Source organism: Burkholderia sp. LMU1-1-1.1, from assembly GCF_040675865.1.
In the GTDB taxonomy this organism is placed as follows: domain Bacteria; phylum Pseudomonadota; class Gammaproteobacteria; order Burkholderiales; family Burkholderiaceae_D; genus Rugamonas.
Genome location: NZ_JBEGHG010000001.1, coordinates 73,427 through 98,396, shown reverse-complemented (window position 1 = coordinate 98,396; position 24,970 = coordinate 73,427). Strand labels below are relative to the sequence as shown.

The following is a 24,970-nucleotide window of genomic DNA, read 5'->3' as shown; positions in this document are numbered from 1 at the left end:
TCGAAGCGGTAGCGGCGTTGCAGATTCGCGCTCATCCCGCACTCCCAGGCGCTGGCCGGCGCACCGTCACGACACTGTCGTTGAGGACGAATTTCGGCAGACCGAGGCGAGGCACTGCGACTGCGGGAATGGCGCGGTTGTCCGCATCGAACAACTTGAGCGACAGAATGCGGGCGACACCATCAACCTTGCGGATCCAAGCCGTCAGGTCGCGCTGGGTGACGCCCAAGCCCAGTTCGCGCTGCATGCCGGCCGGCTGCCTGGCGGTCAAAGCCAGGCGCTCCTGCAGCGTGGACTTGATCGCCGTTACGACCATGTCTTCCCTGTATCCGACCAGTGCCTCGACTTCCAACGCTATATGGAAGAGCACGTAGCGGGGCGCTTGCACCTGAAGGCGTCGGCCCAGCGGCAGGCGTGGCGCCAGGGCGCTCTGCACGGCGCGCAGCCATCGGGCGGTTTCCGGCGTTTCGTCCGGCTCCACGCCGCCTATGCGCAGGCGCATCGCCACCAGATTGACGACGCCTCTATCCGCACGCGGGGCCGATGGCGCAGCGGGAATCAGCGCGCGTGCGACCTCCAGCGCCGGCAGCGCCAGGGCGGCGGCCTCCAGATCCGATGCCGTCACCAGTGCATGTTCGTCGCGTACGCGGCGGCGCGCTTCGCGCCGTTGGTCGGCACGGTCGAAACGATTGAGGCCACCCAGCATTGGGTCCGGATTGAGGCCGTAAGCGCCGTTAAAGCCATTTACCTGCCAGCGCTGATTGCGCATGGCGTTGCCTTCGACGCCGTCGCAGACGGCATAGGTCAACGATATCTGGGCGGCGGGCGGTGGCAGGCTGCCATTGATGCCGTTGCCGAACGTGATGGTGGCCTGCAGCGGATCGAGGGCATACACCTTGTCGCGCGGACCGGCGTCGTCAAGCCGCTTGCGCTGCGACCAGGTGTGCAGCAAGCCGTCCTGTTCGATCTGCACCTTGACCGCTTCGGCGCCGGCTGCGAACTCAAGGCCATCCTGCCGAAGCTTGAGCACCTGATCCGGCAGCCCCGTGGCGATGTGCAGCTCCTGTCCGATCAGGCTGCCCTGGCGCACCGGCATGACGTTCAGTGCAATGCGGCTGACGCGCGGCGGCCTCGGGAAACCACCGGGTGCATGGCACTCCAACGCGAACGCGGAGGGAGAGCCGGCGACACTGGAAACGTCCAGCACCAGCACGCCCGTGGTCGTGAAACCGGCGCTGGTATCGTCGACCAGGCGGAGGGTATGGCGCGCGGCGCCGTCATTGAGTGTGATCTCCAGCGGAACCGGGGTTGCGGCCGCGCCATCTTCGCCCGAGGTGGCGTCGGCGCGCACGCCGACGATCAGGAAAGCGCGGTCGGCATCGCCGCGCCGCTCCGGGAACAGCCCGCCGCCGGCAGGGCAGGCGATGTCGATCGCCAGCACATCGTTCGGCCCCGCGCTTTCGCCGAACGGGAGGAACACCACGTTGGCGCGTTCGTTTGTGGCGGTATGGTCGCGCACCTTGCCGTCGACGCCGATGGTGCGCACCGCGCGGATCGCCGCCGCCAGCCACAGTTGTTTGTAGACGGAGCGGTACGCCGGATGGGCCGACTGCTCCGGCACAGCCACGGCGCCGGCGTCTATCACCAGGCTGCGCGTGTAGCGCGCGGGCCCGGCTTCCGGCCAGATGAACCCACGGGCGGGCAACGGCCCACGCGGCCCAAGACCCAACAGTGCGGCGTAGGCCGTGCGTTCGTCGCGCCGCATGCGCGACAGGGCGTACAGCTGCGCCTCCGTGACCCAGGCCATCAGCTCCAGCAGCGTGATGCCTGGATCGTGCAGGTTGTAGTCGGTCCAGCCGGGGGCCGTGCCCGGCAGGCGAGACCGGCCGATCTCCATCAGGTCGTCGAAGCGGCGGTCGAAATAGTCGGGTGCCAGCGCGATCATAGTTCGGCCTCCATGACGATGAAGTCGATCCGCACGCCGTCTTCGTCCAGCACCACCAGTTCGTTTCTGCGCACCGTGTGCGGCCAGATGACGGCGTTGCCGTCGTCCTTGATTTCCTCGAACACGATACTGTCCAGACCTTCCAGTCCCGGCGCGTCGAGCAGCGCCAGTGCGACGTCGTCTTCGGCCGGATCCGCACCCAGCGGCCAGCCTTGCCGGCCCAGGCCTCCGAGCGCCGGGTCGAAGAACGCCGACAGTGCGGCCTTGACGTAGTCGGCCAGTTGGCCGCTGCCGGCCAGTGTTTCCACCGTCAGCGCGACGGAAATTCTCAGCCGCCGCAGCGCCGGGCCGTCGACGTGCAACGCCTGACCGATAGCGATGTGCGGCGCCGCCACCGCGAGCAGTGCGCGGCGCAGCTCGCGTTTCACCGCCTGGCTGGGCAGCACGTCCTTGCCGCGCATGGCGATCAGCAGCCGCACGCCGCCTTCGGACCAGGCCCGCGCCTGGGCAATGTCCGGTGACGATTGCAGTGCGTAGGCTTCAAAGTCCCGCAGCGTCAATACGCGTCCACGGTGGCGCAGCCGCGCCGATGCGAACCGGCGCACCCGCTCGGTGGACTCTGGCGGCGAGCCGCCCGCCGACTGGTCGGCCGCGAACGCCGCCTCCACGCCTTCCAGCGGCGTGACCAGATTCAGGCTGGTACGGGGAGCGATGCCGTTTGCAGGCACGGTATCCGGCTGCGCGCCGGCTTCGGTGCGGCGATAGGAGAATGCGACGATGGCGTCGCGGCCGATGGGCGGAATCGCACCGTGCACGGCGTCGCCGAAGCGCACCTCGCCGCTGGTTTCGTCCAGCGCGTAGACGCGGTCGAGCGGGCCGGCATCGTCCACATCGGCGACCTGGCGCCAGCGCACCCAATGGCCGGGCAGGTCGGAGGCGACGTCGCTGACCACGCTGGTCTGGTCGGCGCGCAGCAGCGCCTCACGTTCTTCGACGCTGAGCGGCTCGCGCACGCGCAGTTCCAGCGAGGCGTGCAGCACAGGTGGACGGGCCAGCAGGAAAGCCTGGCCGGGTGCGCCGGTCGAGCTGCCGAGCCGCTCGCGTGTCATGGTCTCGCTGGCGCGCGCCCAGACGGCGTTGAGATACAGCCCGCGCAATGCCGGCGTCCATCCGTCCGCCGGCGCGTGCTGCGACGGCGACAGCCGCAGCCAGCACAGGGTTTGGCCGAACAGCGCGGCGGTGACGGTAGGCAGCGAGAGGCTGAGCGACAGCAAACCGCTTTCGCCCAAGGCGCGCGTGCTGTCTTCCGCAGGAACGGGGATGAAGTGTTCGCCGCTGAGGGCTTCGATGCGCATTGGAGCGAATGCGCCCAACTGCTGTTCGCGTTCGACCAGTGCCAGCAGGTTGACCGGCTGGCCGGCCAGCGCGCTGCTGAAGCCCAGATACAGCGCGCGTACCGGTTCCGCGCCGGCGCTGGCGCCTGTGGCGGTCGGCAGCGCGTCGGCCAGCGGGGTGAAGATCGTCACCAGCGCGCCGTCCGTGCTATTGGCGTCGCTCTGGTCGCGCAGGGCGCCGCCGTCGGCGGTGAGGACATAAGTCGGCGGGACCGGCGTGTTGACGGCGTATTGCACGCGCAGCCGCAAAACCTGCGGTGCATTGACTTCGTCGGGGAAGCGCTGGACGGTCTGCTCGACCGTGCCATTGGGGCCAGGGACAGTCTTGACCACCGTGCGCGGCTGGCCATAGTCGCCGCCGATCAGGCGGGCGCGTATCCAATGGCTGGTCGTGCCGGCCCAGTCGGTCGACTGCATGTCGGCCGGTATGTCGAAGCGGATCGCGCCGCTGCGTTTCAGGTTCCCGGTGCCGTCGGTCAGGCCACTGAGTTTCCACCATGCGCTGCCGTTCCAGTATTCCCAGGACAGCTCAGGATTGGTGCCGATATCTTCCGGCTGGCTGCTCCACTTGTCGATGGAGCCGTCGACGATGAACTTGGCCGGCGTCGGTACGACAGTGAATTCCTTCTCCAGTACGACCAACGTCGGCCGGCCGGCATCCGTGGCAAAGGCAGTGCCATGCTGTAGCAACGGGGTCGCGTCGGGGAAGGTCAGCAAGGTCCGATCGAGCAGGGCTGCGTCCCAGTTGCCGTTGGTGGTGGGATCGAGTTTCAGTAGCGGCCGCACGCCGCCGATGGCAGGTTCGGAACGCCAGTAGGCGATGTTGTCGCCGACTGACGCGCCCAGGTTGTCGTCCAGCGTCGCCACGCCGGCGGTGACGTCGGTGACGGTGTACAGGTCGATCTTCACATTGTCGTCGATCGCCAGGATCTTGCCCGCTACGGTTTGCGTATCGGTCGCCGCAAGCACGATCGTATCTACCGTCGCCGACACCGTAGCAGGCAGTCCGGCTGCCGATGTGCGGTAGACCAGCAGATCCTCGCCGACTTGCGGAGCGCCGAATTTGCTGCTCATTTGGTACATCATCTGGCGGTCGTTGTTGATGCCGTCCGCGACGATTCTGCGCAACGCAAGCGCGCCTGCGCCAAGGGATATCGCGATGCGATCGTCCTTCGCCAGCCTTTGGTTGGACAGCGGCGTCACAATGGCGCATTCCAGGTAGCTGAAAAAAGTGTGCTGGAGAGCCAGGTTGAACTGCGCAACCAGCACCTGGCCGGACTTGGCCGGCACCACGATGTGCTGCGCCAGCAGCGTAGGCGATCCCGCCGCAGTACCCAGACCGTCGGGAACTTTGGTGATCAGCAAGCCGTCCGGCTGCGGCCCATCATCCGACGACCACCACCCGATGGCGGAACTGCCGTCGGGCAGCTGCAGCGTGGCGGCAAACCCCAGCTGGCCGGAACTTCGGTTGACGTCGATGGCGCAGGGAAGCACCGTAGCTCTGTTCTCAAGATTGGCCTCGATGATGGTGCCCTGCAGGGACGCCCGCAGCAGTTGGTGGCCCGGTCCCGTTTCGCACGCAGCCACCACCAGCAGCTTGGCATCGTCCCGACGCAAGCCCGCAGGCGCCACGTTGGTCAAGGCCTGGCCGAACAGGAGTGTGGCGTGACCGGCCAGGCCGGCCGCCACGGCCACCAGGGCTATCGAGTAGACATTGCCGTCGATGCCCACTGCCAGCAGCCCTTCGTCCATGGTGCCCACTCCAAGGTCGCCGTCATGGGTGATGACAGGTGCGATCTGCTTCAGTTTCAGAGGCGTGCCCGCGACATCCACCGGTACCGGCGCCCATGAGGTGCCGCTCCCGTTGGGATTTCGTGCGTACAGCGCGCCATCCAGCAGCGCAAACAGGTTGCTATCGCCGGGGGCGGAGAGATAAACGAGTCCCTGGATGGCGCCGATTCCGGGCGTGGGGTTTACCGTACCCAGCGAGGTCCAGCCGCTGAACGAAGGGATGAACCCGATTTCGCGCCAGGCCCACACCGAGGCGCCGGCGCTGACGGCGATGGTGACGTCGCGCCCGAACGGCGGGTTGGCTTGGGACCACAAGGCCGGCCGGAATGTGGCCGGCGCATCCAGCGCGACCGGCAGGCCTTCCGCCGGCTGCCCGAATGACATGGGCGAGGGCGGTTGCAAAGGTTCGCGGTAGGGCAGTAGTCGTCCATTCGAAGGAGTAAAGCTGAGCAAATGCAGATGGCCGTCCTGGGCCACGCCCGCCAGCAGTTGATTGGCTTTGTCGCCCGCCCGCAGTGCGGCGAAGCACGTGAACGAGGCATCCGCCATATCGACGCAGACGCGGACCTTCGCACCGTGCTTGGAAAATGCCTCGTCCGAGCCAAGATAGAAAGCGTCGAACTGGCGCGGCTCGCGGCCCAGCGGGAAGCTGGTGGTTCTCAGTTCCAGCGGCGTGGTGTTGGCCATGGCGACCACGCCTTCGACATCGATAATGCCGCCGCCGGGCGCCGTGCAAGCTCCCGTCAAGTCGGCCGGGTTGACGAGCAGTTCGATGGCTTCGTAGCTCAGCGCGTGGGCCGGCGGCTGCACCTTGGCGATGCTGGCGCGTATCCAGCGTGACGTCAGAGATCCGATCTGGAGTTCCTCCATCGAGCCCCTCGGTTTGCGCAGCGCGTCCGCGTTCGAACCCGGCTCGAACGGCAACCACGCGGGCTCCGCGGCATTCGGGGTCACGCCCCAGTAGTGCCACTGAACGTCGTTGCCCAGCGCCGACAGGGCCGCGATCTTGATGACGGCCTCGGAGCCGATATTGAGCAAGTCGGAATGGCCCAGGTACAGCGCATGGCTTTGCCGGTTGCGGGTGCGTTGGTTGAACGGATCGAACGCGCTGACCTTGCGCACCCGCGTGGTGGCCGGCTCGAACTGCACGGATGCCGGGACCGGCGGATCGATGCCGACCAGATCCTCGTTGACACTGACGATGCGGAACTCCTGGCCATCCAGGTCCAGCACCATCTCCGCCTTCAGTCCCAGCGGCGGATCGAGCTGCAAGGTGGCGCTGCCGGGCGCCGCAAAGCTGCGCAATGTCCATTCGGTCGGCAGCGGCTCCAGCGGATCGAGGCCGGATAGGCCGGGTGGCGGCAAATAGTATTCGTCCTTCGCGCTATCGGCGGCGACCACCATCTGCAGGCTGGCCGGCAGCAGCCTGACGCTGGTCTCGGTCTCGAACACCACTTGCGTGCCGCCTGCGTCGACGGTCAGCTGGACGGGTGCGGGCGCGTCGATGGCTGAGGCCTTGTCGGCCAGCTTGAATACCACCGGCATGCGCGCTGGTACTGCTGCCTGGCCGCGTACGGCAAGCCAGTCCAGGAAGCCCAGCGCCATCTTGTCGCCGCCCTTGTCGAGCCGCTCGGCGACTTCGCCCTGGAAGCGCGCGGCAACCGCCAGCAGCGCCTGTGCGAAGTCGGGATGGTTCTCGTCCATCGCCCAGGCGGGTATCCACTGGCGTGCGCGTTCGAGCAGCTGCCGCCGGAACTCGCTTTCGCGGCGCGGGTCCAGTCCCGGCGGACGCCGCGCGCTCATGCCCGGCCTCCTTCGCGGAAGTAGAAGGGGAATACCAGGTTGCCGGTCTGGTTGGTCTTGCGCACGCGGTATTCGATTTCCACTGTCAGCAGGCCGTCGACGCCGTCGTCCATATCGGCAACGACCGACAGCACGTCGATGCGCGCCTCGAACTGGCGCAGCGCTTCCTCCACCACTGAGCGCACCCTCTGCAGCGATGTGGAGTCGACGGCGCTGAACACCAGCTCGTGGATGCCGCAGCCGAAATCGGGGTGCATCAGCCGTTCGCCCGGCGCGGTTTCCAGGATGATCAGGATGGACTGGCGGATGTCGTCTTCGAACTCCGCCACCGCGAGACGGCCGGTATGCGGGTCCAGCGCCACCGGCATCGCCCATCCGCGCCCCAGGAAGTCCTTGTGTTCGTCCATGGCTGTCTCCCGTCCTCGTCTAGCCGATCAATACCGTCGGCGCACCGGCGGCGATCGGATTAGGGGCGCCCGCTTCGACGATGGCGTCGCCCATGCGCGCCGCCGGCAGGCCGCCGATCAGCACCGTCACGCTACCCACCGCGACCACGCCGCCCACGTGCGGCTTGGGGCCGTCCGACAGCGGGCAGACATGGGTATCGGAGCCGGCACGCCATGCCGGCCGCCCGCCGATCAGCACCGTCGGGCATCCCGGGCCCGGGCCCAGGGGCGTGCCATGGCTGGTGTTGTCCCCTACGCGTGCCGCTGCCTGTCCCATTGCCGTCTCCCTAGTTAAGCTTGATGACCGAGCCGTTCAGGCTCATGACCGCGCCGGCCTTGATATCGAGGCCGCCGCTGGCCTGTATCGCCACCGACGCGGCCTTGATCGTCAGCTTGCCCGTCGATTCGATGGTCAATGCGCCGCCGTTGCTGTCCACCGTGAAGCGGTTGCCCTTGCCATCGTCGAAGCGCATGCCGTCGTCGTCCAGCCGCAGCTTCTTGCCGTCGTTGAGCGACAGCTCGACCACACCCTTGGAACCGTCGTCGAACATCAGCTGATGTCCCTTGCGCGACTTGAACAGGCGTTGATCGTTCTTGCCGTCGCTGTTGGCGCCAGGCGGCTGGTCCTTGCCGTTCCACAGCGCGCCGAGCACGAAAGGGAAGCGCAGGTCGTCGCGCTCGAAAGCCAGCAGCACCTCGTCGCCGATCTCGGGGATCAGCACCAGGCCGCGCTGCTTGCCCGCCATCGGCGAGGCCAGTCGCGCCCAATAGCTCTCGCGTGGCTGCTCATGCCACGGATAGCTGACCTTCACGCGGCACAGTCCTTCCGGGTCGTCGTTTTGCGTGACGACGCCGATCGCAACGCCTTTGACGTTGCCGCCGGATTCGCTCTCCGCTTCGCGCGGCACTTCCATGAGGTTCATAAGCCGGTCTCCTTGACCTTGAAGCGCGTGCGGTAGCCGCCGGAATCGATTTTGTGGTTGGCCTGCTGTATGTAGTAGGTCTTCGAGAACGGATCGCCCAGCCGGTCGAGGAAGACGTTGCGGTCGGGGCGCAGCTCGGGCAGGCCTATCGCCTCCGCCTCGCCGGTGAGGAACTCCTTGGCACGTTCGTCGAGCGTGGCCTTGGCCAGCTGGTTGGCCTCGGCCTGGCTGAACACCGGCTGGCGCAGGCGCAGGGCCGGCTGCTTGGAACTGTCGCGCACGAAGGACTTCAGCTGCTGGCCGCCGCTGCGGCCTTTGGCCTCCAGGCCCGATTCCTGCCCCGCCTTCGCCACGCCGACGATCTTCTCCTTGCGCTTGGGATCCCAGCCGAAGATCTCGACCTTGGCGACCTGGCGGGCCAGGTTGGCCTCCGGCTTGAAGCTGATCAGCCCTTCGCCCCACGCCAGCCGCACCACGGCGTCGCCCTTGTCGTGCGGCGGGTGGAAGTGCAACACCTTCTGCGCATCGACGAACAGCTCGTAGTGATTGGCGTCGGCCAGTTTTTTCAGGAACTCGAAATCGCTCTCCTGGTTCTGCTCGATCTGCGGCCGCCGCTCCTTGGTTGGCGCAAGGTCCGTCTTCAGGTTGTGGTAGCTGGCGATATCCTGCACGGCGTCGCTGTCGCGCGCCTTCGACCAGGTGCGGGAGTTCTTGCCGGTGGTGAGCGGGAAGGCATGGTCGTAGCCCGATACCACCAGCTCCGGCGTGCCCGCGTCCGGGAAGTTGGTGGAGATCTCGGTGATCACGCCGCTCAGCACCAGCGGCGTCGCCCGGGCGTCGCCGTAGCCCATGCAGACATCGACTTCGGCGCCAAAGGTCAGGATGTCGAGCAGCTTGCGGTTGCGGCCCGTGACGAAGGCGCGCATCTCGATGCTGTAGGCGTTGACCACGGTGAAGCTGAAATGCGCCGCACCGCCCAGCATCATGTCCACCTCGACCTGGCTGACGGCGACCAGCGTATCGCGCACCAGGTCGTCGCGCGCCACGCGGACCGCGAATGCCGGCACATAGAAGTCGCCGTAGCGGCTAGACAGTGTTGCGAGATCCATTTGGATTCTCCATCGGTGGCAGCTCGAGCCAGTCGCCGGGGGCGATTTCGCGCGGGTCGTCGAGATCGTTCGCCTTGGCGATCCGCAGCCATTCATTCGGGTCGTTGTACTCGCGCGCCGCCAGCAGCCACAGGCGATCGCGCCCGACGACGACGCGGCGCTTGCTCTTGTCGGCCGATTCGCGGCGCGGCGATTCCACCTGCTGCTTGAGGGTGCGGTATTCCTTGAAGGTGACGGACAGCGTGGCGCGGGCGGGCGTGCCGTCCGGCTGGAACATGGTGACTTTGCGGCTCAGCTTTTCGATGATGGCGGTGAACTCCATCGGCCCCCAGTTGAAGCGCACTGGCGACGGCGCATGGATTTTGCTGTCGACCAGCAGCAGTTTGCTCAGGTCGCGCAGACGCGTCATGACCGGATTCTGCTCCTTGCGTTCGCGCGAGGTCGGGCCTTCCGGGTCGGTGTAGTCGTCCAGGAACAGCTCCATCGACAGCTGGTCCGCTTCGCCGTTGACGAATTGGAGGATGGGCGAGCTCAAACCCGGCACCGGCGTGGCCTTGTAGCTGTTCGACCGTTCGAAGCTGTATTCGGATGGGTTGAACAGGACGCTGATCACCTTGTCCTTGTCGTCGCCATCGAGCACCGTGATGGTCGCCTTTTTGAGTTGTGCATGTGCCATGGTGTCGTCCTTCAGTAGCCGCGCCGTTCGCGCGCGATGCGCAAGCTGCGCTCCACCCGGCGTATCACTTCGGTTGCCAGGCGGTCGGTCAGTACGGGGTCCAGCTGGGCGGCGCGCAGTTGTGCCGCGATGGCGCTGGCGGTGGGCGCGACAGGGGCGGCTTGCGGCGGCGCGGTCTTGCGTGCCGTCGCTGCCCGGCCGCCGCCCTCCGCTCCATCCGCCAGGGCATTGCCGCCGCCATCCGGCTGCGTGGCCGGCTGTCTGCGCCAGACCAGCGCGGGCGATTGCGGCTGCCACAGCGCCGCTGCCGACGCCGGCCCGGCCTGTCCGCCCACGTCGGCGGCATGGCTTTGCTGCGTTGCCGTCTTGAGCGGCACTGCGCCACGCCGCCAGTTCAGCGGAGCGTTGTGTGCCAGTGGTGCGATGCCGGCGGGCCGTACGGCCTGCGACTCTGGACGTCGCGTCGCAAAGGCCGTATGCATGGCGGCAGCGCGCAGAGGCGTTGCCACTGCCGATGCCGATACGATAGCCGTCGGGCTGGCGGGACGAACGGACGGCGACATTGTCGGCGCCAAGTTCCGGCCGCGCTGAGAGGGCGCCGTGGATAGCCCGCCGATCCGGGGCGCAGCGAACCTTGCGAGCGGCTGCGGGGCGAAGGCCTGCCGGGCCGCGAGGTTGTGTGTTGCCTCGCCGGCTACGACCTTACGCGCCGCACGGGATGCGTAGCCGGGCTCCCGGCTGGAAGAGGTTTTCAATCGCGCCGCCATCGCCGGCGTGGCGACGTGCAGATGAATATGTGCCAACCAGTGCGGCGTGGGGCCGGCGCTGTAGGGCAGGGCAGCAGCAGCGGGCGGCATCGACGCCATCGGCAGCTGCGCGACACGCCGCCATTGCAGCCGCAGCGCGCCCCAGCGGCCGCCCGCCAGAACGCCGCTCCGGCTGAGGAACCTGCGGGCACGGAGGGGCGCACGCGCCTTCCTCCAGCCGCTGCGTTTCAGCGCCTGCGCCAGTTTGCGCGCCGAGTCGCGGATGCCCAGTTTCATCAGCTTCCCTTCCTTAGCCCGTGATGGACGAACTCCACGCTCTCCATCAGCACCTGCGACGAGTTGGCATCCAGGTCGGCGCTCGACCACTTGACCGGGAACGCGTTGTCCACATGCCAGGTCCAGCCCTTGCCGCCGCGCTCGTCGAGCAGCCGCACCGAGATCGTCTTGCGCACGATGCGGCCTTCGGACACGTCGTGGGCCCAGTTCCACAGCTGGTCGAACGCCAGGCCACGCTCCAGCACGACCGCCGGATGCGTGACCTGGCTGAACAGCTTGTGCTCATAGTGATTCACGCCGCCCTCGCGCTGCGACTCGTACTTCACCTCGCGCACCAAACCCTTGGCCCGCAGGAAGCCGCCCACCGCTATGCCGTCGATTTCGACGAGGAAGCGGAAGCCGCGCAGAGGATCGGTTCGGGTAGCCATGGTGGTCAAACGTCAAAAGGGTTGGCCGGCCGGCCCGACTGGGCGCGGTTGATGGCCGAAATCTCGCGGCACCAGCGGCGCCGCTCCCGGTGTTCAAGCTGCATCAAATCGCTGTGTGACCAATGAAAGTGCATCGCGATGAAGGCCATCTCCTCGTACAGCGATTTGACGGGATAGGCCTTCATGCTCCCCCCGATGCGCTCATCCCGTGCATGGACCGCCCGGCCGGCGCGGCCTCGTCGCCGTCGAGTTCTCCCGGCGCGTTGAGCCGTTCGTACAGCTGCTGCAGGTAGGCCAGGTCCGAGGCGTACAGCCCTTCGATGGTGCTGGTGTCGATATCGGTCAGGGTGCCGAGCCGCGTCAGCACCCGTGCCAGCACGATGACGATCAGGTAGGCCTCGTTCTGCTGTACGCGCGGATCGCGCAGCGGCAGGATCTCGTCGGCCGCTGTCGCCAGGCGCATCACGCCGTGGCGGTGCAGGGTGCCGCCGGCGTCCACATAGCCTTTCGGCAGGTGGAATTCCACTTCGGTCGCAAAACCGGGACGGACATGGTCGTTCATGACGTTCTCCATGGTGGCTATTTGACGCGCTCGATGCCCTCGTTGCACAGCTCAAGCACTTCGATGAAGACCTCGTTGCCCTTGGCACTGAGGTCGCTCGGGTCGTACTTGACCGGCCACGCCTCGCTGATGACGAAGCGCGCGCGGTCGGCGCCCGATTCGTCCTTGACGACGATGACCACTTTCTTGCGGCGCTCCGACACCAGGCCGTTGGAGACGTCGTTGTGCCACTTGAACAGGTCGAGCGCATTGGTGCCGAAGGTGACGCCCGATTTGAGCGTGATGTTGCCGAACTTGGTAAGGCCCGACAGCTTGCGCATGTGGGGCGGGTCCGTGCCTTCGCGGTAGTCGACTGCTTCGACCGTGGTCTCGGCGATCGCCACTTCGTTGAAGCCCGCCTGGGTAATGTTGTCGATCTCCAGGCGGAAGCGGAAGTTGCGTAGCGGGTCATTGCGATCCATGATGGGCTCCTGTTAGCGCTGTGCTTCTGCGGTGTTCTGGAAAATGCGGAACACCACGAACTCCGCCGGCCGGACCGGCGCGATGCCGATCTCGCAGATCAGGCGGCCGTTCAGGATGTCGTCCTGCGTCATCGTGCTCTCGTTGCAGGTGACGAAGAAGGCCTGCTCCTCGGTCCTGCCGAACAGCGCGCCCTGGCGCCACTGGCTGCGCAGGAACAGGCGCAGCGTGTCGGTCACGCGGTCCCACAGCTGGATGTCGTTCGGTTCGAACACCACCCACTGCGTGCCTTCGTAGATCGAGCGTTCCAGGAAAATGAACAGTCGCCGCACGCTCACATACTTCCACAGAGGGTTGGAGCTCAGCGTGCGCGCACCCCAGATGCGTATCCCACGGCCGGGGAACTGGCGCACCGCGTTGACGCCGCGCGGATTGAGCACTTCCTGCGTCCTGTCGTTGATGTCGAACTCCAGTTCCAGCGCGCCGCGCACGGTCTCGTTGGCCGGCGCCTTGAAGACGCCCCGTTCGACGTCGGTGCGGGCGTACACGCCGAGCACATGGCCGCCGGGCGGCACGGTCTTGCGCGCCCCGGTCTGCGGGTCGGACATGGAGATCCACGGGTAGTAGAACGCCGCATACGAGCTGTCCTTGACGTTGGTGCGCGGGTCCAGGCCGCCGGCGTTGCTGGCGCCCTTGCTGACATCGACCGCGGCAAAGCGGAAGCGCATTCTTTCGCAGTGGTCGATGATGGCCACCGTGGTGTCGGTGTCGGCCGCCGGCGCATACACCAGCGATACCTCGCGGAAGGGATCGAGCTCCAGCGCCGCCAGGCCTTGCAGCTCGGCGCGCGGAGCGCCCGGCACAAGGTCGCCCTTGTAGTCGGCCACGTCGAGCGGAGCCGGGTCGTCGGCGCCCGCCTGCGACAGCGCGGACGAACCGTTGGCAGGCCTGGCGTCCGGCCCCGCCGGCGGCACCGGCACCAGCATGGCCAGCGCCGAACTATCGCGCATGCGTTTCTGCCAGTAGTCGGGCGACGAGGCGTCGGTCACAAGATCGTCGAAGTCCTCGCTCAGCGAGGGCCGGGGCAGCCGCAGCGGCTCGGCGATCGGATCGAAGGGCTGGAAATTGGCCGGTGGATTGGCCCAGAAGGCGAAACGCAGGCGGAAGCCCACGGCAACCGGCGTGCCGCCGGCATCGGGGCGCTTGGTGGTGCTGTCGTCGATGCGTGCCCAGACCCGTTTGCCCCAGGAGCCGGCGCCGGACGCCCGCACCAGGAACTGGCCGAAGGTCGCCTCGGCCGGCGTGGCGTTTTCACCCACGATGCGGCACACATACAGGCGCTTGCCGCCGTTCTCGAAAAAGCCGCTGACCGTATAGGGCATGAACTTGCTGTCGCCGAAGGTGCCGCCATACCAGCGCTGGTATTCCTTGTAGCTGGTGACGAGGCGCGGTTTGATGGAGCCTCGTTCGGTCTCGCCGAGGAAGGCGGCGGTGCTGGTCGGCACGCCCTCGATGGGACGCGGGCCGCGTTCGATTTCTTCGATGTAGACGCCGGGAGTCAGGTATTCAGGCATGATCGTTCTCCAGTATCAGTTGGCCTGCTGTTGCTGTTGCTGGCCGGGGGAATCTTCGACCGGCTTGACGTTGGTGCAGTCGAAGGGTTTGGCCAGTTCCGCCCTGGCGGTTTTTTCCAGGCTTTCGATACGCGACTTGATCTCGTCGCTCACGCGCTTGATCTCGGCAACCTTGCTGCTCAACAGACCCTCGGCCTTGGCCAGTTCGTCCTTGGCCGGCAGGTAGCGGCTCTTGACCAGGCAGCAGATGATGGTGAAGTACTGCGCGGGATCCACCAGATAGGCGTGCCGCCCCTGCAGGCGCAGGCGCACCGTCTGTTCGCCGACATCGGGACCGCAGCAATCGTCGGGATCGTCCTGGTCGCAGCAGCACAGCTGCGTGTACTTCTTGTCGATGCCGGTGGTGGTCGCCGGCGAGGTTGCCGGCGGCGCGATGGCCAGGTGGCTGGGGATCAGCTTGATGAACAAGTCGTACAGGGCCTGCGCGCTGTCGGCGGACTTGATGGCGACGATCAGCTTCTGGTTGTCGTTGAGGACCGCCTCGATGTCGCCGGCCGGCTTTTCCCACGCCGTCAGCACCGCCTTAACGCGGTCGAAGGTGGCCTGCTTCAGCGCCAGGTCGCGCTCCAGCCAGTAGCGCTGGTCATACAGCGAATAGGTTTTGGAGTAGCGGTGTTCCTTCTTGCCGTCGCCATTGAGCTGCAGCTCCAGGTCGCGCACCTTGTTGAACAGGGCGCAGACCTGGCACTCCAGCTGGCAGTACCAGCAAGGGTTGGCGCACACCACGCGGTGGATCAGGTCGACGATGTCGTTGTCCTGCTGCTTCCAGCGCTCCAGCAGCTGCTTGTATTTCTCGCTGGTGTACTCGCCTTGCGCGGCCTTGGCTTTCTGCAGCAGGGCCTCCAGGTCCGCCTTGAAGGTCTTGGCCCGCTCAGCCTCGCTGATCACACGCGCCTGGACGTTAATCAGATCGTCGAAGCAATCCGGCTTTCCCGAGTCCGCGGGCGGACAGTTGCATGCGACCTTGCAGGGCGCGGGGCCTTCCACCGGCGGCAGTTCCGGCTCGCCCTGGGTGTCGGGAGGAGGACAGGTTTCGTGCGGTGGCTTGGGCTGGTCGGCCGGCCCGTCTTCCCCTGGGCAGCAATGGCCGCCTTGCTTGGGCTGTCTGGCCGGGTTGACGGCCTGTTGGTTGGTGTCGTTGTTCATGGCGCTTATCCTCTCGGTCGCAACTCACGGTAAGAACTTGTTCAGGGCAAAAGCGGTTGGCTGGTCGGTGACGCGGCCTTCGGCCAGCACGAATTCATCGGACATCGTGACGTTGCCGCCGCGCTGTGCGCACAGCCGCACGCGCAGGGCGCCGGCGGCGTCCTTGGCCGGTTCGTCGGTGCGCCGGAAGCGCAGCGCCACGCTGGCGTCGCCGTGCACGTCGGTGCGGGAGCGGACCGGCGCGTCCGTCCACGGCGGCGCCGCGCCCGCGTCGTACCAGCGCAGGAATACTTCGACGTCGGCGGCGGGCACCGGCGGGCCGACGTCGCTGACGATCAGCGAGAAGCGCAGCGCCGTCACGCCGGCCTGGAAGGAGTAGCCACGGCCTGGGGCCAGCTGGATCTGCACCAGCCGTTGCGGTGGAAGCGGCGTGGCCACGCTGGCGCCCAGATACGGCAGCAGGCCGGGATCGACGCTGACCTGCTGCGGCGCCAGTGGAACGCCGTCGTCGAGCCAGACGAACATGCCGCTGGCGTTGACCACAGGCGGCGTGGCGATTGCGCTGGCGCTGACGGTGACGCCGCGCGAAATGCGCGCCAGCGTCACGCCGTCGATCACTTCGGCGGCGAACAGCACTTTGCGCTGGTAGGCGCGTTCGGCGGGGGCAATCAGGCGGCTCATGGTTGCAGCACCCGTTCGCGCTGGCCGGAGTCCAGGCCGTCGCGGATAACCGACGCCCCCGGCGCGTCCGGCTTGAGCGGATCGATCCACACCGGCGACGCCAGGTAGGCCACCGAGGTGCGATAGTTCACGGTCGGGAACAAGGCCCACAGCCTGCTCATGTCCTCATTGCCCAACGGGTCCAGCGTCAGATTGACCGGTTCGTGGGCGACGCCTATACCGGACAGCAACGGCTCCCGGTGCAGCACCTGCATGGCCGAGCCGAGGAACTTGAGCTGTTCCAGGTCGGCGCTTTCGCCGGCGGCGTCGCCCAGCGTCAGCAGGTAGTACAGGTCGAGCGGCAGCGAATCGCGGTAGGTGATGGTGGCTGGCGGCACGACGGGCGAGGGCACGGTGTGAGCGGCGTTGCGCATGCTGGGATTGGGCGCGATCCGGTACAGGAACAGGATCAGCTTCGCGCCGGCGGCGTCGGGATCGTCGAGCGGACCGACGTAGACGCCGTTGCCCGCGCCGCCGGCCGCCTTGTAGCCTTGCTGCACCCGTTCCTTGAGCGCGGTGCTGACCTTGTAGATGGCTTCGTAGTCCATGGCGCGTCCTCAGGCGGCAAGCCGGTCGCCCGGCAGCGTCAGATCGATGGCCGCCATTCCCAGCTTGGTCAGCTCCGCGCTGGTGGCCTGGGCGATATGCGACAGTTCGATCTTCGTGCCCGCAGCCGCCGCCAGGAAGGCGGCGCGCAGCGTGATCTGGCGGATATTGCCGCCGGTGAGATCGACCTTGCGCGCCAGGTGGCGGAACGCGGGCTCGCTCAGCTCATGCGCACCGGATGGCAGGCAGCGGCGCCAGATTTTCTCGCGCGCGTCCGCGTCCGGACGCGGGAAATCGATGACGAAGCGCAGCCGGCGCAGGAAGGCCGGATCGAGATTCTGGCGCAGGTTGGTGGTGAGGATGGCCAGTCCCTCGTAGGTTTCCATGCGTTGCAGCAGATAGGCCACTTCGATGTTCGCGTAGCGGTCGTGCGCGTCCTTCACTTCGCTGCGTTTGCCCAGCAGCGCCTCGGCCTCGTCGATGAGGATGGCCGCGCCGGAGCGGCTGGCGTCGAGGAAGATGCGGTCGATATTCTTTTCCGTCTCGCCGATGTATTTGCTGACCACGCGCGACAGGTCGATGCGCAGGATGCGGATGTTCAGGCGCTGGGCGATGCCGACGGCGGCCATGGTCTTGCCGGTGCCGCTGGCGCCGTGGAACAGCGCCGTCACGCCGCGCCCGAAAGGCAGTTGCTCGCCGAAGCGCCAGCCGTCCAGCACCTGCGCTGCTAGCCGCACGCTGTCGACGATCTCGTCGAGCTGACGGGCGCGGTCCGGCGGCAGTATCACCTCGCCCAGCCGTTGCGACGGTTCGATGCATTCGGCCATGCGCGACACGCCTTCGGCCGCCACGTGCTGGCAGGCGCTGACGAAGCGCGTCATGCCGGCGTCGGCGGCCTCGCCCGGCACGGCCCGGGCGCGGGCCAGGCGCACCGCGTGTTCGAAGCCGTCCACATCGAGCGGGTACTGGCGTGCCAGCATCTGCAGCACCGCATCGTCGGCGCTCAGTCCCAGCAAGCCGACGGCGGCGCGCACGTTGGCCAGCCGGGTCGAGGCGTTGACCGCATGTTCGTCCGCCAGCGTGAACGGCGCGGAGCCGATCAGGCGCACGATGCGTGTCGGCTCGGCGCACAGCACGCCGGTGCGGCGGCCCGCTGCGCCGATGGCGGCCAGCACCAGGCGCAGGCCGTCGTCGGCCTGCGGCGTGAGTTCGGCCGTGCTGGCGTCCAGCAGCAGCGGACGCCGCGCCAGGCGCGCAAGGCGGCCCAGCCGCGCCCCCGATTCTTCGATTGCAGCCGGATCGAGGCCGATCAGGCGTGCGGCGTCGATGCGCAGCGGTGCGGCGCATGCCGCGTGCGCGCCCACTTCCAGCAGCGCGCACCATGCGCTGGCGTCGCCGCTGTACAGCACGAAGCGGGCGTCGTCGGCGTCGTCGGGAGGGGTCAGCAAGTGCTTGATGCGCGCCAGCGCGAAGTCGCGGTCCGGGGTTTGCTGATACAGGCTGGCTCCCGGCCAGTCGGCCAGGCGCAGCGCGCGGCGCACGGCGGGATCGTGATCGAGCGCGCCGGTTTCGCCCAGCAGCCAGGCCAGCAGAGGAGCATCCACCCGCAGCGGCTCGTCGGCGGCGGGCAGGGCGGCCTGGCGGTTTTCCAGCACGCGCCAGCGCGCCAGGTTGCCGGACTGCGCCAGCTGGCAGCGCACGGTGGCGGATTCGCCCAACAAGGCCATGAACAGCGCCAGGCTGCCCACGCGGCGGCCCATGTCGTCGAGCAGCAGGCCTATGCAGCGCTGGTAGCGCAGGTCCAGCTCCGGCGCCATGGCGAGCAGCAGCAGGCGGAATTCCAGCGCGGTCAGGCCGAAGGCTTTTGCGGCGGCGGCCAGTGGTTCGTTGTGGATGTCGGCGTTCTGCAGCGCGCGGTTCAGCGCCTCGTCGGCCTGCCGGACGTCGTCCGTCTGTTCCGGCGCCGCGTGCTTGGGGCGCTCGTCCAGCAGGCTGTTGACGGTGGTTGCCGTCAGCGTCAGGCCGGGGATCTCGCCATTGCCGCCGCCCTGGTTCAATGCGCCGTGGCGCAGCACCGCATGCACCCAGTCGATCGCGCTGTCGAGCAGCGGCCGTTGGCCGGGCAAGTCGGTGTGCACGACGAAGCAGGCGGTGCGCTCGCCGTCCGTGTCGCGGGCGTTGGCGACCAGGTCGCACAGTGCCGCCAGCAGGGAGGCCAGTTTCAGCGACTCGTTGCGCGTGGCGTAGCGGGCGATCTTTACCTGGTGCCCGCCAATCTCCACCCGCAGCACCGCCAGGTCCTCACGGGCCACGAGCAGGCGATCGGCCAGCAGCTGGTTCTCCGGGGCGTTGCCAACCAGGACCAGCGCACAGGATTCGTGGGCGGGAATCTGTTTGAGGCAGGGCTCAACCTGCTCCAAGGCCAGCGGACGGCCGCCCACCAGTATCATGTTTGCGGAGTCCGCGACCACGCGGGCGATGCCATTTGCTAGCACATCCTCGGGCTTTGCTGCCACCAGCACGTTAATTCGCGACATATGCATGCAATCGAGGCGAGGGGAGGAGCAGGCATGGTGACATGGGCAACATTGCCTGCACATGCTCCCGCCGGGTGCAAAGAGGATGCGGATCGCTGGGTGGGGAAATGGATGGGTGGATCTGGATCGGAAGGCCCATAGCCGCGCGGCTATGACTTGATCTATAACACGGAAGGGATGCCGGGGCCGGCGACTGGAGGGCCGGCCCGAACTACTACGTTACGCCTTGCCGCCGACGATGACGCTCGATGCCTGAAGGCTACGGTTGCGGTCGTGCCTGCGGCCAGGCCAAGATTGTGCACGCTGTCGTTGGTGATGAATTCCGTCAGCCATGCGCCGGCAGGGCCAACCGTTGCGCGGCGGGGCGGGGCGGGCCAGCTTGGCCGGCGGCCCGCTCCCCTGGTCCAGCTTGAAGACGCTGACCACGTCGGACAAGCCGGCCGCCTGTTCCTGCAGCGAGGCCGCCGCTGCGGCAGCCTGTTCCACCAGCGCCGCGTTCTGCTGCGTCACGGTATCCATCTGCGCGACCGCCTGGTTGATCTGTTCGATGCCCACTTCCTGCTCGTGGCTGGCGGCGGTGATTTCGCCCATGATGTCGGTCACGCTGCGGATGCTGGCGACGATCTCATCCATCGTGACGCCGGCCTGGTTGACCAGTCTGGCGCCGACATCGACTTTTTCGACGGAATCGTTGATCAGCGCCTTGATCTCTTTGGCGGCGGCGGCCAAGCGTTGCGCCAGATTGCGCACTTCCGACGCCACCACCGCGAAGCCCCGGCCTTGCTCGCCGGCGCGCGCCGCTTCCACCGCCGCGTTCAGCGCCAGGATGTTGGTCTGGAAGGCAATGCCGTCGATCACGCCGATGATGTCGACGATCTTCTTGGACGAATCGTTAAGCCTGGCGGGCGTTGTCGGCATTTTGCTTGACGGTGGAAGTCAATTCTTCCATCGACGAGGCGGTCTCTTCCAGCGAGCTGGCCGCCTGCTGTGATCGGCCCATGCTCTGGTTATTAAAGTGTCCTTTAATTTGATGCTTAGGCAAATAAGCGCACGTGAATGGGATTACAACGCTGAACCTACTTAGTGTGGTGCAAAAGTGTGGTAAGCACCTAAGTCATTGATTTTTATATATGGTATACGGCCTGCAAAGCCGTACAGGTCCTCCGCTTTGCATCCCAAGTCGATTTGATGCGGGCCGTCTAAGCTACTGTCGCGGTCCTACTTTCTGGGTCTGCTTGCGATCCAGGCCTCAACTTCACTCCGCAGCCAAGCGACTGAACGGGATGACTGCAGTTTTTGATGTGGAAACGTAACTGTCGCCGTTGTTTCGGAGTTCGTAATCAACGCTGAAATTAAACACCATCGATAGTAATGTATTTTGGCAATTTCTGGATATGATTTGGAACCGTCTGAAGTGATTCCACCGAGACGATGGGCAGCCGTCGGTCAGGCTTCTTGGAAGCCCTAGCGCTGAGACCGGCATTGGCAGATTTACTTCATATCCTTCGGGGATTGTCACTTTTACTTCAGCTAATCGGGCACTTTTACTTCACCGGACGGTAAATTTTGCCCATAACCGGCGTACAAGTGCCAGACCACGTTTTACATAATATAAATTATGCGAAATTATCTTATGGGAGCTAAGTAGAAATGTCTGAGTCCAGCTAAACTAAAAATGTCTCACTCGGGTCAAATGGTTGAGCGACCATGCCAATCATACTGAAGCCTCCGATTGTAGTCTGCAGCTCGGCATGACCAAACCCGAGACCATCACCATGTCCATGCAAAAACTGGATCGACTCAAAACGATCTAAGCCGTCGTCGCTGGTCAGATCAAAGCGGCGGCGGCCGCTCGACTGGATCTCACGAGGCGCCAGATTAACCGACTCATCCCACGCTACATCGATGCCGGCGCCAGCGGCTTGGTCTCGCGCAAACGCGGCAAGCCAAGCAGTAATGCCCGATTTCGGCAAATTAGAAAGGTCCTTAATTTCGCTGGTCGGCCAATGTTGTTAACGCTCCGCTTGTCGATGACGCTCCCCGCTGCCTGATGCACCTGCATTTCACTTACGCAGAACTCAGTTGTGCATTTACCACAGGTGACAATTGAATAGAATTATCATTGTAGTATCACGTAGAGTGGCAAAAGATTTGAGGTCTCGCAATCATCAGCCTATCGAGGGAGTCATGACCGCCGACCTAAACACAGAGGTTGTTGCGAACGAACCCCAAGTTTCATTGAATGATCCGGAACGTTTTGTCAGCCAACGCCGCCAACACTTGGGTTCCCCCATCCTTAATGAGCAGGAACGTTGGGGCCTCGCCCTGTCAGGCGGAGGTGTCCGCAGCGCCACTTTTTGTTATGGCCTCATAACGGCTTTGGCCAAGAACGGTGTGTTCAGTCGTTTCGACTACATGTCCACTGTGTCCGGTGGCGGCTATATCGGTACGATGATTGGCAGTCTCGCCCACAAGAGCAAAACCGCCGAGGAACTGGAGAAAAAACTCGCGGTAAATGAGAATTCACGTGAACTGAGCTGGCTACGTATGAACAGCCGCTACCTGATGCCACGCGGCGGCCGCGATTCCCTATTCGCCATAGTCACCATTCTACGCAATCTCATCGGTGTACACCGGGAGCTGGCGGTTCTTGGCCTATTATTGGGCTGCGTTCTTGGACTGGTGGATATCGCGGCCTGGTGGGCTTTAGACAACCGGATCACGTCCCAGTCCAACCGCAGTGTTCCTTGGCTGCGTGTCTGGGAATTCGTCTCCCATTTCCCCACTCTATGGGTGACCTTAATTGTCCCAATCGTCATCGCCGTTTTATTGACAACCGCTCGCGTGATGTGGCTTGGCGTAGTTCATATGTCCGGCAGCAAAATCCCTGCGATGCTAACCGACGGCAGCATCACTAAAGGGCTCGTCTTAACTTTCCGAATAGCTGGCGCGCTCTTCACGCTAGGCGTGATCGATTGGATAGCTTGGCGCATCGCCAACAAGCCGGTCGCTGTTGCCGGCTTCGGCGCCGGATTCGCACTAGTGTTGCCTTTGCTACGGGCGTTAATGCCGCTAGTACGGGATGCGCAACCAGGCAACCACGTCGCGCGTTTGGTCAAGATGTCGATATTGATCGATATCGCCGGCCGCGTTGCCGTGCTCGCGCTCGCGGTGCTCTGGACGGCGGTTGTTCATGCGACCTGTACGCAAGCAGTTCTACAAACCGGTCTCGGCCAGGCTAATTACGCTGAGGCCGCTCTCCGACTAGGCTGTGTGGTGGCACTCGTTGGCGTTTGGGCGGTGGTGACTTCATTTCACCTCAACTTCCTCAATCTCTCGTCGCTGCACAACTTCTACCGCGCTCGCCTGACCAATACCTATCTTGGCGCAGCTAACGATGGCCGCGCAACCCAGCACAAAATCAGGGATTACCACAAGGACGACGACATTCCTTTGTCGGCATATCAGCCATATGCTCATGGCGGACCGGTACACATGGTCAATGTATGCGTGAACGAAACTTTTCAAAAATACGGCTTGTTCAATGTCGACCGCCAAGGGAAGCTGATGACGGTGATCGGCCCCCGGTATTATCGCCTGGAAGGCGACTCGCGCTGGCATCAGATGGCCGAGAATAGCGATGTCTCGGTCGGGACTTGGATGGCCATTTCCGGCGCTGCAGCCGCCCCCGGTCTTGGCAGCGGCAGTCGACCGGGCTGGGCTGCATTGCTAACCATCCTAGGGGTACGGCTCGGATATTGGTGGACCTGCGACGCCCCTCAGGAACGTTCATCAGCCTATGTCCCAAAAAAATCGCCAACTTATGCCCACATCGCGCCAAAATACACTTACCTACTAAGCGAGTTATTCGGATTGTTACCGGGAAGCAGCCGCCACGTTCAGTATCTAAGCGATGGCGGCCACTGCGAGAATACTGGGGTCTATCCCCTGCTTTACCAACAATGCGAACTCATCGTGCTAGCCGACTGTGGCGCGGATCCTGAATATCGTTTTGACGATTTGGAAAATCTCCTTCGCCGGGCCCGCATTGACTTGGGTGTCGATATTCATTTCCTCAAAGTCAACGAAAGTAGTAGTGCATACATCGGCACATTAAGCGACCTCGCATCGCCAGCAAGCAACGCATGCGTCGCACTGGCCTCCATCAAATATCGAGGAGGCAAAGAGGGGGTCCTCGTGCTGGTCAAGCCCAACGTTATGGAGGATTTGCCGGAAGATCTGCACAATTATTACCGCGACCATCGCAGTTTTCCTCAGCAGAGCACCGCTGACCAATTCTTCTCGGAGGATCAATGGGAGAGTTATTTCTCGCTTGGTCGCCACCTTGGCTCCCATCTGACGAAGGATTTCTTCATCAGCGTACCGTCACTCGTCAGGTCCGCAACACCTAGCGCGCGCTCCGCCAGCGAGTCTGACGCCGCCACGGCCAGCGCGACTTCCCGCATCTCAGTGCGGGTCGGCGCCAAAGCAATTGCCACCTCGACGCTTGGATTCGGTACGCTGCTCGCTGCCTCCACCGGCGTGTGGAGCGCATTCCAGAGCGGCGTCGATCTCGACAACAAGCCCACCTCTTTGCCGCCGGATCTTCTGCGCCCGCTCTACAACATGTACGCCGAGCTACCATTAACTGCGTCTGCGACCAGCGAACAAACCGTGGCTAAGCTCGCCTCGGAGATAATGTATGTATGGGGACAGGCCAAGGCCAATCATCAGGAAGCCTCGTTGATGAGCAATTCGGTCGCGGTGACGATTTTTAATACTGTTGCGCAACGCTGCTATGCGCTCAGCAATCGACTGGCCGCATGCGACACGCTCGCTAAGGGTGAAAACTGCCCTCGCCCACCAGGCAAAATCGGCGTAGTAGAGCGACGAAATAGTTACTGGATGCGCTACGACTCTTCGGCAAGGAAAGAGGAACGCCACCCTCCCAGCTATTGCGAATCGGCACGGCAGCAAGGTGACGATGCTATTGCTATGCCTGCATCTCCGCCTGCATCGATATCCATCCCCGGCGGTCGCGACAAAGAGCCGCTGCGGAGCCCCGCATCCGTAGTTGTGGCCGGAGATGGCTCTAATACAGTCAAGGTCCCCGAGCGCATTTGCGAACGCATGTCAGTATATGTGCAAATTTACGGCGGCGCTGGCCGCGACAATGTTCGGGTCCTACGCACGTTCTGGCGAGAAGCCGGCGCCGACGTGCCGCCTATCGAAGACGTCAAAGCAACAGCAGCACGTCAAGGACGGGTTCCACCATTCCAGTACGAGAAGCCGACTATCATCTATCACACAGCCGACACATCAGTGAGCGCGTGCGCGAAACAATTGCCGACTCTTGCGCATCAGCCCAAGGGGAATTGGACGGTACAGCCACTATCTTCTGGGTTGAAGGCAAGACCGAATACCATCGAAGTATGGTTGCCGCCCACTGCAACCGCAATAGGGTTCGATCAATGGCTTGCGAAGAGCGCCTTCTGTCGACAAGAGACCACTTCCGACAACAGTGTTACTGCTTATGCGGTCCGCTGCTATCCCACACTACAGAGTTGCAACATTGATTTAACGAGGACCGCCGCAGCTCAAGGAAGCGCCTGCGCACCCATCCAGCAGAGCGATCTTAATGCGCTGGTGCCTCTGCGTAATTCGAACGGCTTCTACTATAACGTCAGTACAAAACCGTTCCAGGCGCCGTTCCCATCGCTAACTAGGAAATAGGTAGTGCAGGTTCCGGGTCAATTTCTCGCGATCAGAGCGTTAGCGCTTTCCTAATTTTTGGTCCACCAACATGGC

Annotated in this window: 20 protein-coding genes and 1 pseudogene; 2 read left to right on the top strand and 19 right to left on the bottom strand. The window is 64.6% G+C overall.

Annotated features, from left to right (window positions below):
- Positions 1–31: 31 nt before the first annotated feature.
- From MRBLMU1_RS00395 to MRBLMU1_RS00305, 19 genes and pseudogenes are all read right to left on the bottom strand, one after another.
- Positions 32–1,945 (bottom strand): putative baseplate assembly protein, encoded by a 1,914-nt coding sequence (locus tag MRBLMU1_RS00395; protein WP_363495337.1) that lies wholly within the window; start codon positions 1,943–1,945, stop codon positions 32–34.
- Positions 1,942–6,933, bottom strand: a complete 4,992-nt coding sequence (locus tag MRBLMU1_RS00390; protein WP_363495334.1) for a hypothetical protein — start codon at positions 6,931–6,933, stop codon at positions 1,942–1,944. Before MRBLMU1_RS00390 ends, MRBLMU1_RS00395 begins: the two co-directional genes overlap by 4 nt.
- Positions 6,930–7,340, bottom strand: a complete 411-nt coding sequence (locus MRBLMU1_RS00385) for a GPW/gp25 family protein (RefSeq protein ID WP_363495331.1) — start codon at positions 7,338–7,340, stop codon at positions 6,930–6,932. Before MRBLMU1_RS00385 ends, MRBLMU1_RS00390 begins: the two co-directional genes overlap by 4 nt.
- Positions 7,341–7,359: 19 nt before the next feature.
- The gene (locus MRBLMU1_RS00380) at positions 7,360–7,656 is read right to left on the bottom strand and encodes a PAAR domain-containing protein (RefSeq protein WP_070266727.1); all 297 of its coding nucleotides are present in this window, start codon (positions 7,654–7,656) and stop codon (positions 7,360–7,362) included.
- 10 nt (positions 7,657–7,666) lie between these two features.
- Positions 7,667–8,302 (bottom strand): phage baseplate assembly protein V, encoded by a 636-nt coding sequence (locus MRBLMU1_RS00375; RefSeq protein WP_363495328.1) that lies wholly within the window; start codon positions 8,300–8,302, stop codon positions 7,667–7,669.
- Positions 8,299–9,411 carry a phage late control D family protein gene (locus MRBLMU1_RS00370; protein WP_363495326.1) on the bottom strand — a complete coding sequence of 371 codons (1,113 nt, stop codon included), beginning with the start codon at positions 9,409–9,411 and terminating at the stop codon, positions 8,299–8,301. Before MRBLMU1_RS00370 ends, MRBLMU1_RS00375 begins: the two co-directional genes overlap by 4 nt.
- Positions 9,389–10,087 carry a CIS tube protein gene (locus MRBLMU1_RS00365; RefSeq protein WP_363495323.1) on the bottom strand — a complete coding sequence of 233 codons (699 nt, stop codon included), beginning with the start codon at positions 10,085–10,087 and terminating at the stop codon, positions 9,389–9,391. The genes MRBLMU1_RS00370 and MRBLMU1_RS00365 overlap by 23 nt, the downstream gene beginning before the upstream one ends.
- Positions 10,088–10,098: 11 nt before the next feature.
- Complete coding sequence (locus MRBLMU1_RS00360; RefSeq protein WP_363495320.1) at positions 10,099–11,130, bottom strand: hypothetical protein; 1,032 nt, start codon at positions 11,128–11,130, stop codon at positions 10,099–10,101.
- The gene (locus tag MRBLMU1_RS00355) at positions 11,130–11,558 is read right to left on the bottom strand and encodes a phage tail protein (protein WP_363495317.1); all 429 of its coding nucleotides are present in this window, start codon (positions 11,556–11,558) and stop codon (positions 11,130–11,132) included. Before MRBLMU1_RS00355 ends, MRBLMU1_RS00360 begins: the two co-directional genes overlap by 1 nt.
- Before the next feature lie 5 nt (positions 11,559–11,563).
- On the bottom strand, positions 11,564–11,743 hold the full coding sequence (locus MRBLMU1_RS00350; RefSeq protein WP_008448507.1) for a DUF6760 family protein: 180 nt from the start codon (positions 11,741–11,743) through the stop codon (positions 11,564–11,566).
- Positions 11,740–12,120, bottom strand: a complete 381-nt coding sequence (locus tag MRBLMU1_RS00345; RefSeq protein ID WP_363495314.1) for a hypothetical protein — start codon at positions 12,118–12,120, stop codon at positions 11,740–11,742. Before MRBLMU1_RS00345 ends, MRBLMU1_RS00350 begins: the two co-directional genes overlap by 4 nt.
- Before the next feature lie 17 nt (positions 12,121–12,137).
- Positions 12,138–12,581 (bottom strand): phage tail protein, encoded by a 444-nt coding sequence (locus MRBLMU1_RS00340; RefSeq protein WP_008448509.1) that lies wholly within the window; start codon positions 12,579–12,581, stop codon positions 12,138–12,140.
- A 12-nt stretch (positions 12,582–12,593) separates the two neighbouring features.
- Positions 12,594–14,153, bottom strand: a complete 1,560-nt coding sequence (locus tag MRBLMU1_RS00335) for a phage tail sheath family protein (RefSeq protein ID WP_363495310.1) — start codon at positions 14,151–14,153, stop codon at positions 12,594–12,596.
- Positions 14,154–14,168: 15 nt separating this feature from the next.
- Positions 14,169–15,359, bottom strand: a complete 1,191-nt coding sequence (locus MRBLMU1_RS00330) for a hypothetical protein (protein WP_363495307.1) — start codon at positions 15,357–15,359, stop codon at positions 14,169–14,171.
- Between the two features lie 24 nt (positions 15,360–15,383).
- Positions 15,384–16,040 carry a hypothetical protein gene (locus MRBLMU1_RS00325; protein WP_363495304.1) on the bottom strand — a complete coding sequence of 219 codons (657 nt, stop codon included), beginning with the start codon at positions 16,038–16,040 and terminating at the stop codon, positions 15,384–15,386.
- Positions 16,037–16,627 carry a DUF4255 domain-containing protein gene (locus tag MRBLMU1_RS00320; RefSeq protein WP_363495301.1) on the bottom strand — a complete coding sequence of 197 codons (591 nt, stop codon included), beginning with the start codon at positions 16,625–16,627 and terminating at the stop codon, positions 16,037–16,039. Before MRBLMU1_RS00320 ends, MRBLMU1_RS00325 begins: the two co-directional genes overlap by 4 nt.
- A gap of 9 nt (positions 16,628–16,636) precedes the next feature.
- The gene (locus tag MRBLMU1_RS00315; protein ID WP_363495298.1) at positions 16,637–19,162 is read right to left on the bottom strand and encodes an ATP-binding protein; all 2,526 of its coding nucleotides are present in this window, start codon (positions 19,160–19,162) and stop codon (positions 16,637–16,639) included.
- 219 nt (positions 19,163–19,381) lie between these two features.
- A pseudogene (locus MRBLMU1_RS00310) lies at positions 19,382–20,174 on the bottom strand (methyl-accepting chemotaxis protein); the annotation flags it as partial.
- Between the two features lie 206 nt (positions 20,175–20,380).
- Positions 20,381–20,506, bottom strand: a complete 126-nt coding sequence (locus tag MRBLMU1_RS00305; protein WP_363495295.1) for a helix-turn-helix transcriptional regulator — start codon at positions 20,504–20,506, stop codon at positions 20,381–20,383.
- 488 nt (positions 20,507–20,994) lie between these two features.
- Here MRBLMU1_RS00305 and MRBLMU1_RS00300 point away from each other — a divergent pair, with 488 nt between their 5' ends.
- Positions 20,995–21,213 carry a helix-turn-helix domain-containing protein gene (locus tag MRBLMU1_RS00300; protein ID WP_363496422.1) on the top strand — a complete coding sequence of 73 codons (219 nt, stop codon included), beginning with the start codon at positions 20,995–20,997 and terminating at the stop codon, positions 21,211–21,213.
- Positions 21,214–21,349: 136 nt separating this feature from the next.
- Complete coding sequence (locus tag MRBLMU1_RS00295) at positions 21,350–24,895, top strand: patatin-like phospholipase family protein (RefSeq protein ID WP_363495292.1); 3,546 nt, start codon at positions 21,350–21,352, stop codon at positions 24,893–24,895.
- The last annotated feature ends 75 nt before the right edge of the window (positions 24,896–24,970 follow it).

What these genes read in the sequence shown, in the direction of transcription:
- MRBLMU1_RS00375 (WP_363495328.1), bottom strand. Translation starts at nt 8,302, where the DNA reads ATGAACCTCATGGAAGTGCCGCGCGAAGCGGAGAGCGAATCCGGCGGC.
- MRBLMU1_RS00365 (WP_363495323.1), bottom strand. Translation starts at nt 10,087, where the DNA reads ATGGCACATGCACAACTCAAAAAGGCGACCATCACGGTGCTCGATGGC.
- MRBLMU1_RS00385 (WP_363495331.1), bottom strand. Translation starts at nt 7,340, where the DNA reads ATGGACGAACACAAGGACTTCCTGGGGCGCGGATGGGCGATGCCGGTG.
- MRBLMU1_RS00335 (WP_363495310.1), bottom strand. Translation starts at nt 14,153, where the DNA reads ATGCCTGAATACCTGACTCCCGGCGTCTACATCGAAGAAATCGAACGC.
- MRBLMU1_RS00315 (WP_363495298.1), bottom strand. Translation starts at nt 19,162, where the DNA reads ATGTCGCGAATTAACGTGCTGGTGGCAGCAAAGCCCGAGGATGTGCTA.
- MRBLMU1_RS00360 (WP_363495320.1), bottom strand. Translation starts at nt 11,130, where the DNA reads ATGAAACTGGGCATCCGCGACTCGGCGCGCAAACTGGCGCAGGCGCTG.
- MRBLMU1_RS00325 (WP_363495304.1), bottom strand. Translation starts at nt 16,040, where the DNA reads ATGAGCCGCCTGATTGCCCCCGCCGAACGCGCCTACCAGCGCAAAGTG.
- MRBLMU1_RS00355 (WP_363495317.1), bottom strand. Translation starts at nt 11,558, where the DNA reads ATGGCTACCCGAACCGATCCTCTGCGCGGCTTCCGCTTCCTCGTCGAA.
- MRBLMU1_RS00320 (WP_363495301.1), bottom strand. Translation starts at nt 16,627, where the DNA reads ATGGACTACGAAGCCATCTACAAGGTCAGCACCGCGCTCAAGGAACGG.
- MRBLMU1_RS00295 (WP_363495292.1), top strand. Translation starts at nt 21,350, where the DNA reads ATGACCGCCGACCTAAACACAGAGGTTGTTGCGAACGAACCCCAAGTT.
- MRBLMU1_RS00330 (WP_363495307.1), bottom strand. Translation starts at nt 15,359, where the DNA reads ATGAACAACGACACCAACCAACAGGCCGTCAACCCGGCCAGACAGCCC.
- MRBLMU1_RS00370 (WP_363495326.1), bottom strand. Translation starts at nt 9,411, where the DNA reads ATGGATCTCGCAACACTGTCTAGCCGCTACGGCGACTTCTATGTGCCG.
- MRBLMU1_RS00390 (WP_363495334.1), bottom strand. Translation starts at nt 6,933, where the DNA reads ATGAGCGCGCGGCGTCCGCCGGGACTGGACCCGCGCCGCGAAAGCGAG.
- MRBLMU1_RS00395 (WP_363495337.1), bottom strand. Translation starts at nt 1,945, where the DNA reads ATGATCGCGCTGGCACCCGACTATTTCGACCGCCGCTTCGACGACCTG.
- MRBLMU1_RS00340 (WP_008448509.1), bottom strand. Translation starts at nt 12,581, where the DNA reads ATGGATCGCAATGACCCGCTACGCAACTTCCGCTTCCGCCTGGAGATC.
- MRBLMU1_RS00380 (WP_070266727.1), bottom strand. Translation starts at nt 7,656, where the DNA reads ATGGGACAGGCAGCGGCACGCGTAGGGGACAACACCAGCCATGGCACG.
- MRBLMU1_RS00350 (WP_008448507.1), bottom strand. Translation starts at nt 11,743, where the DNA reads ATGAAGGCCTATCCCGTCAAATCGCTGTACGAGGAGATGGCCTTCATC.
- MRBLMU1_RS00345 (WP_363495314.1), bottom strand. Translation starts at nt 12,120, where the DNA reads ATGAACGACCATGTCCGTCCCGGTTTTGCGACCGAAGTGGAATTCCAC.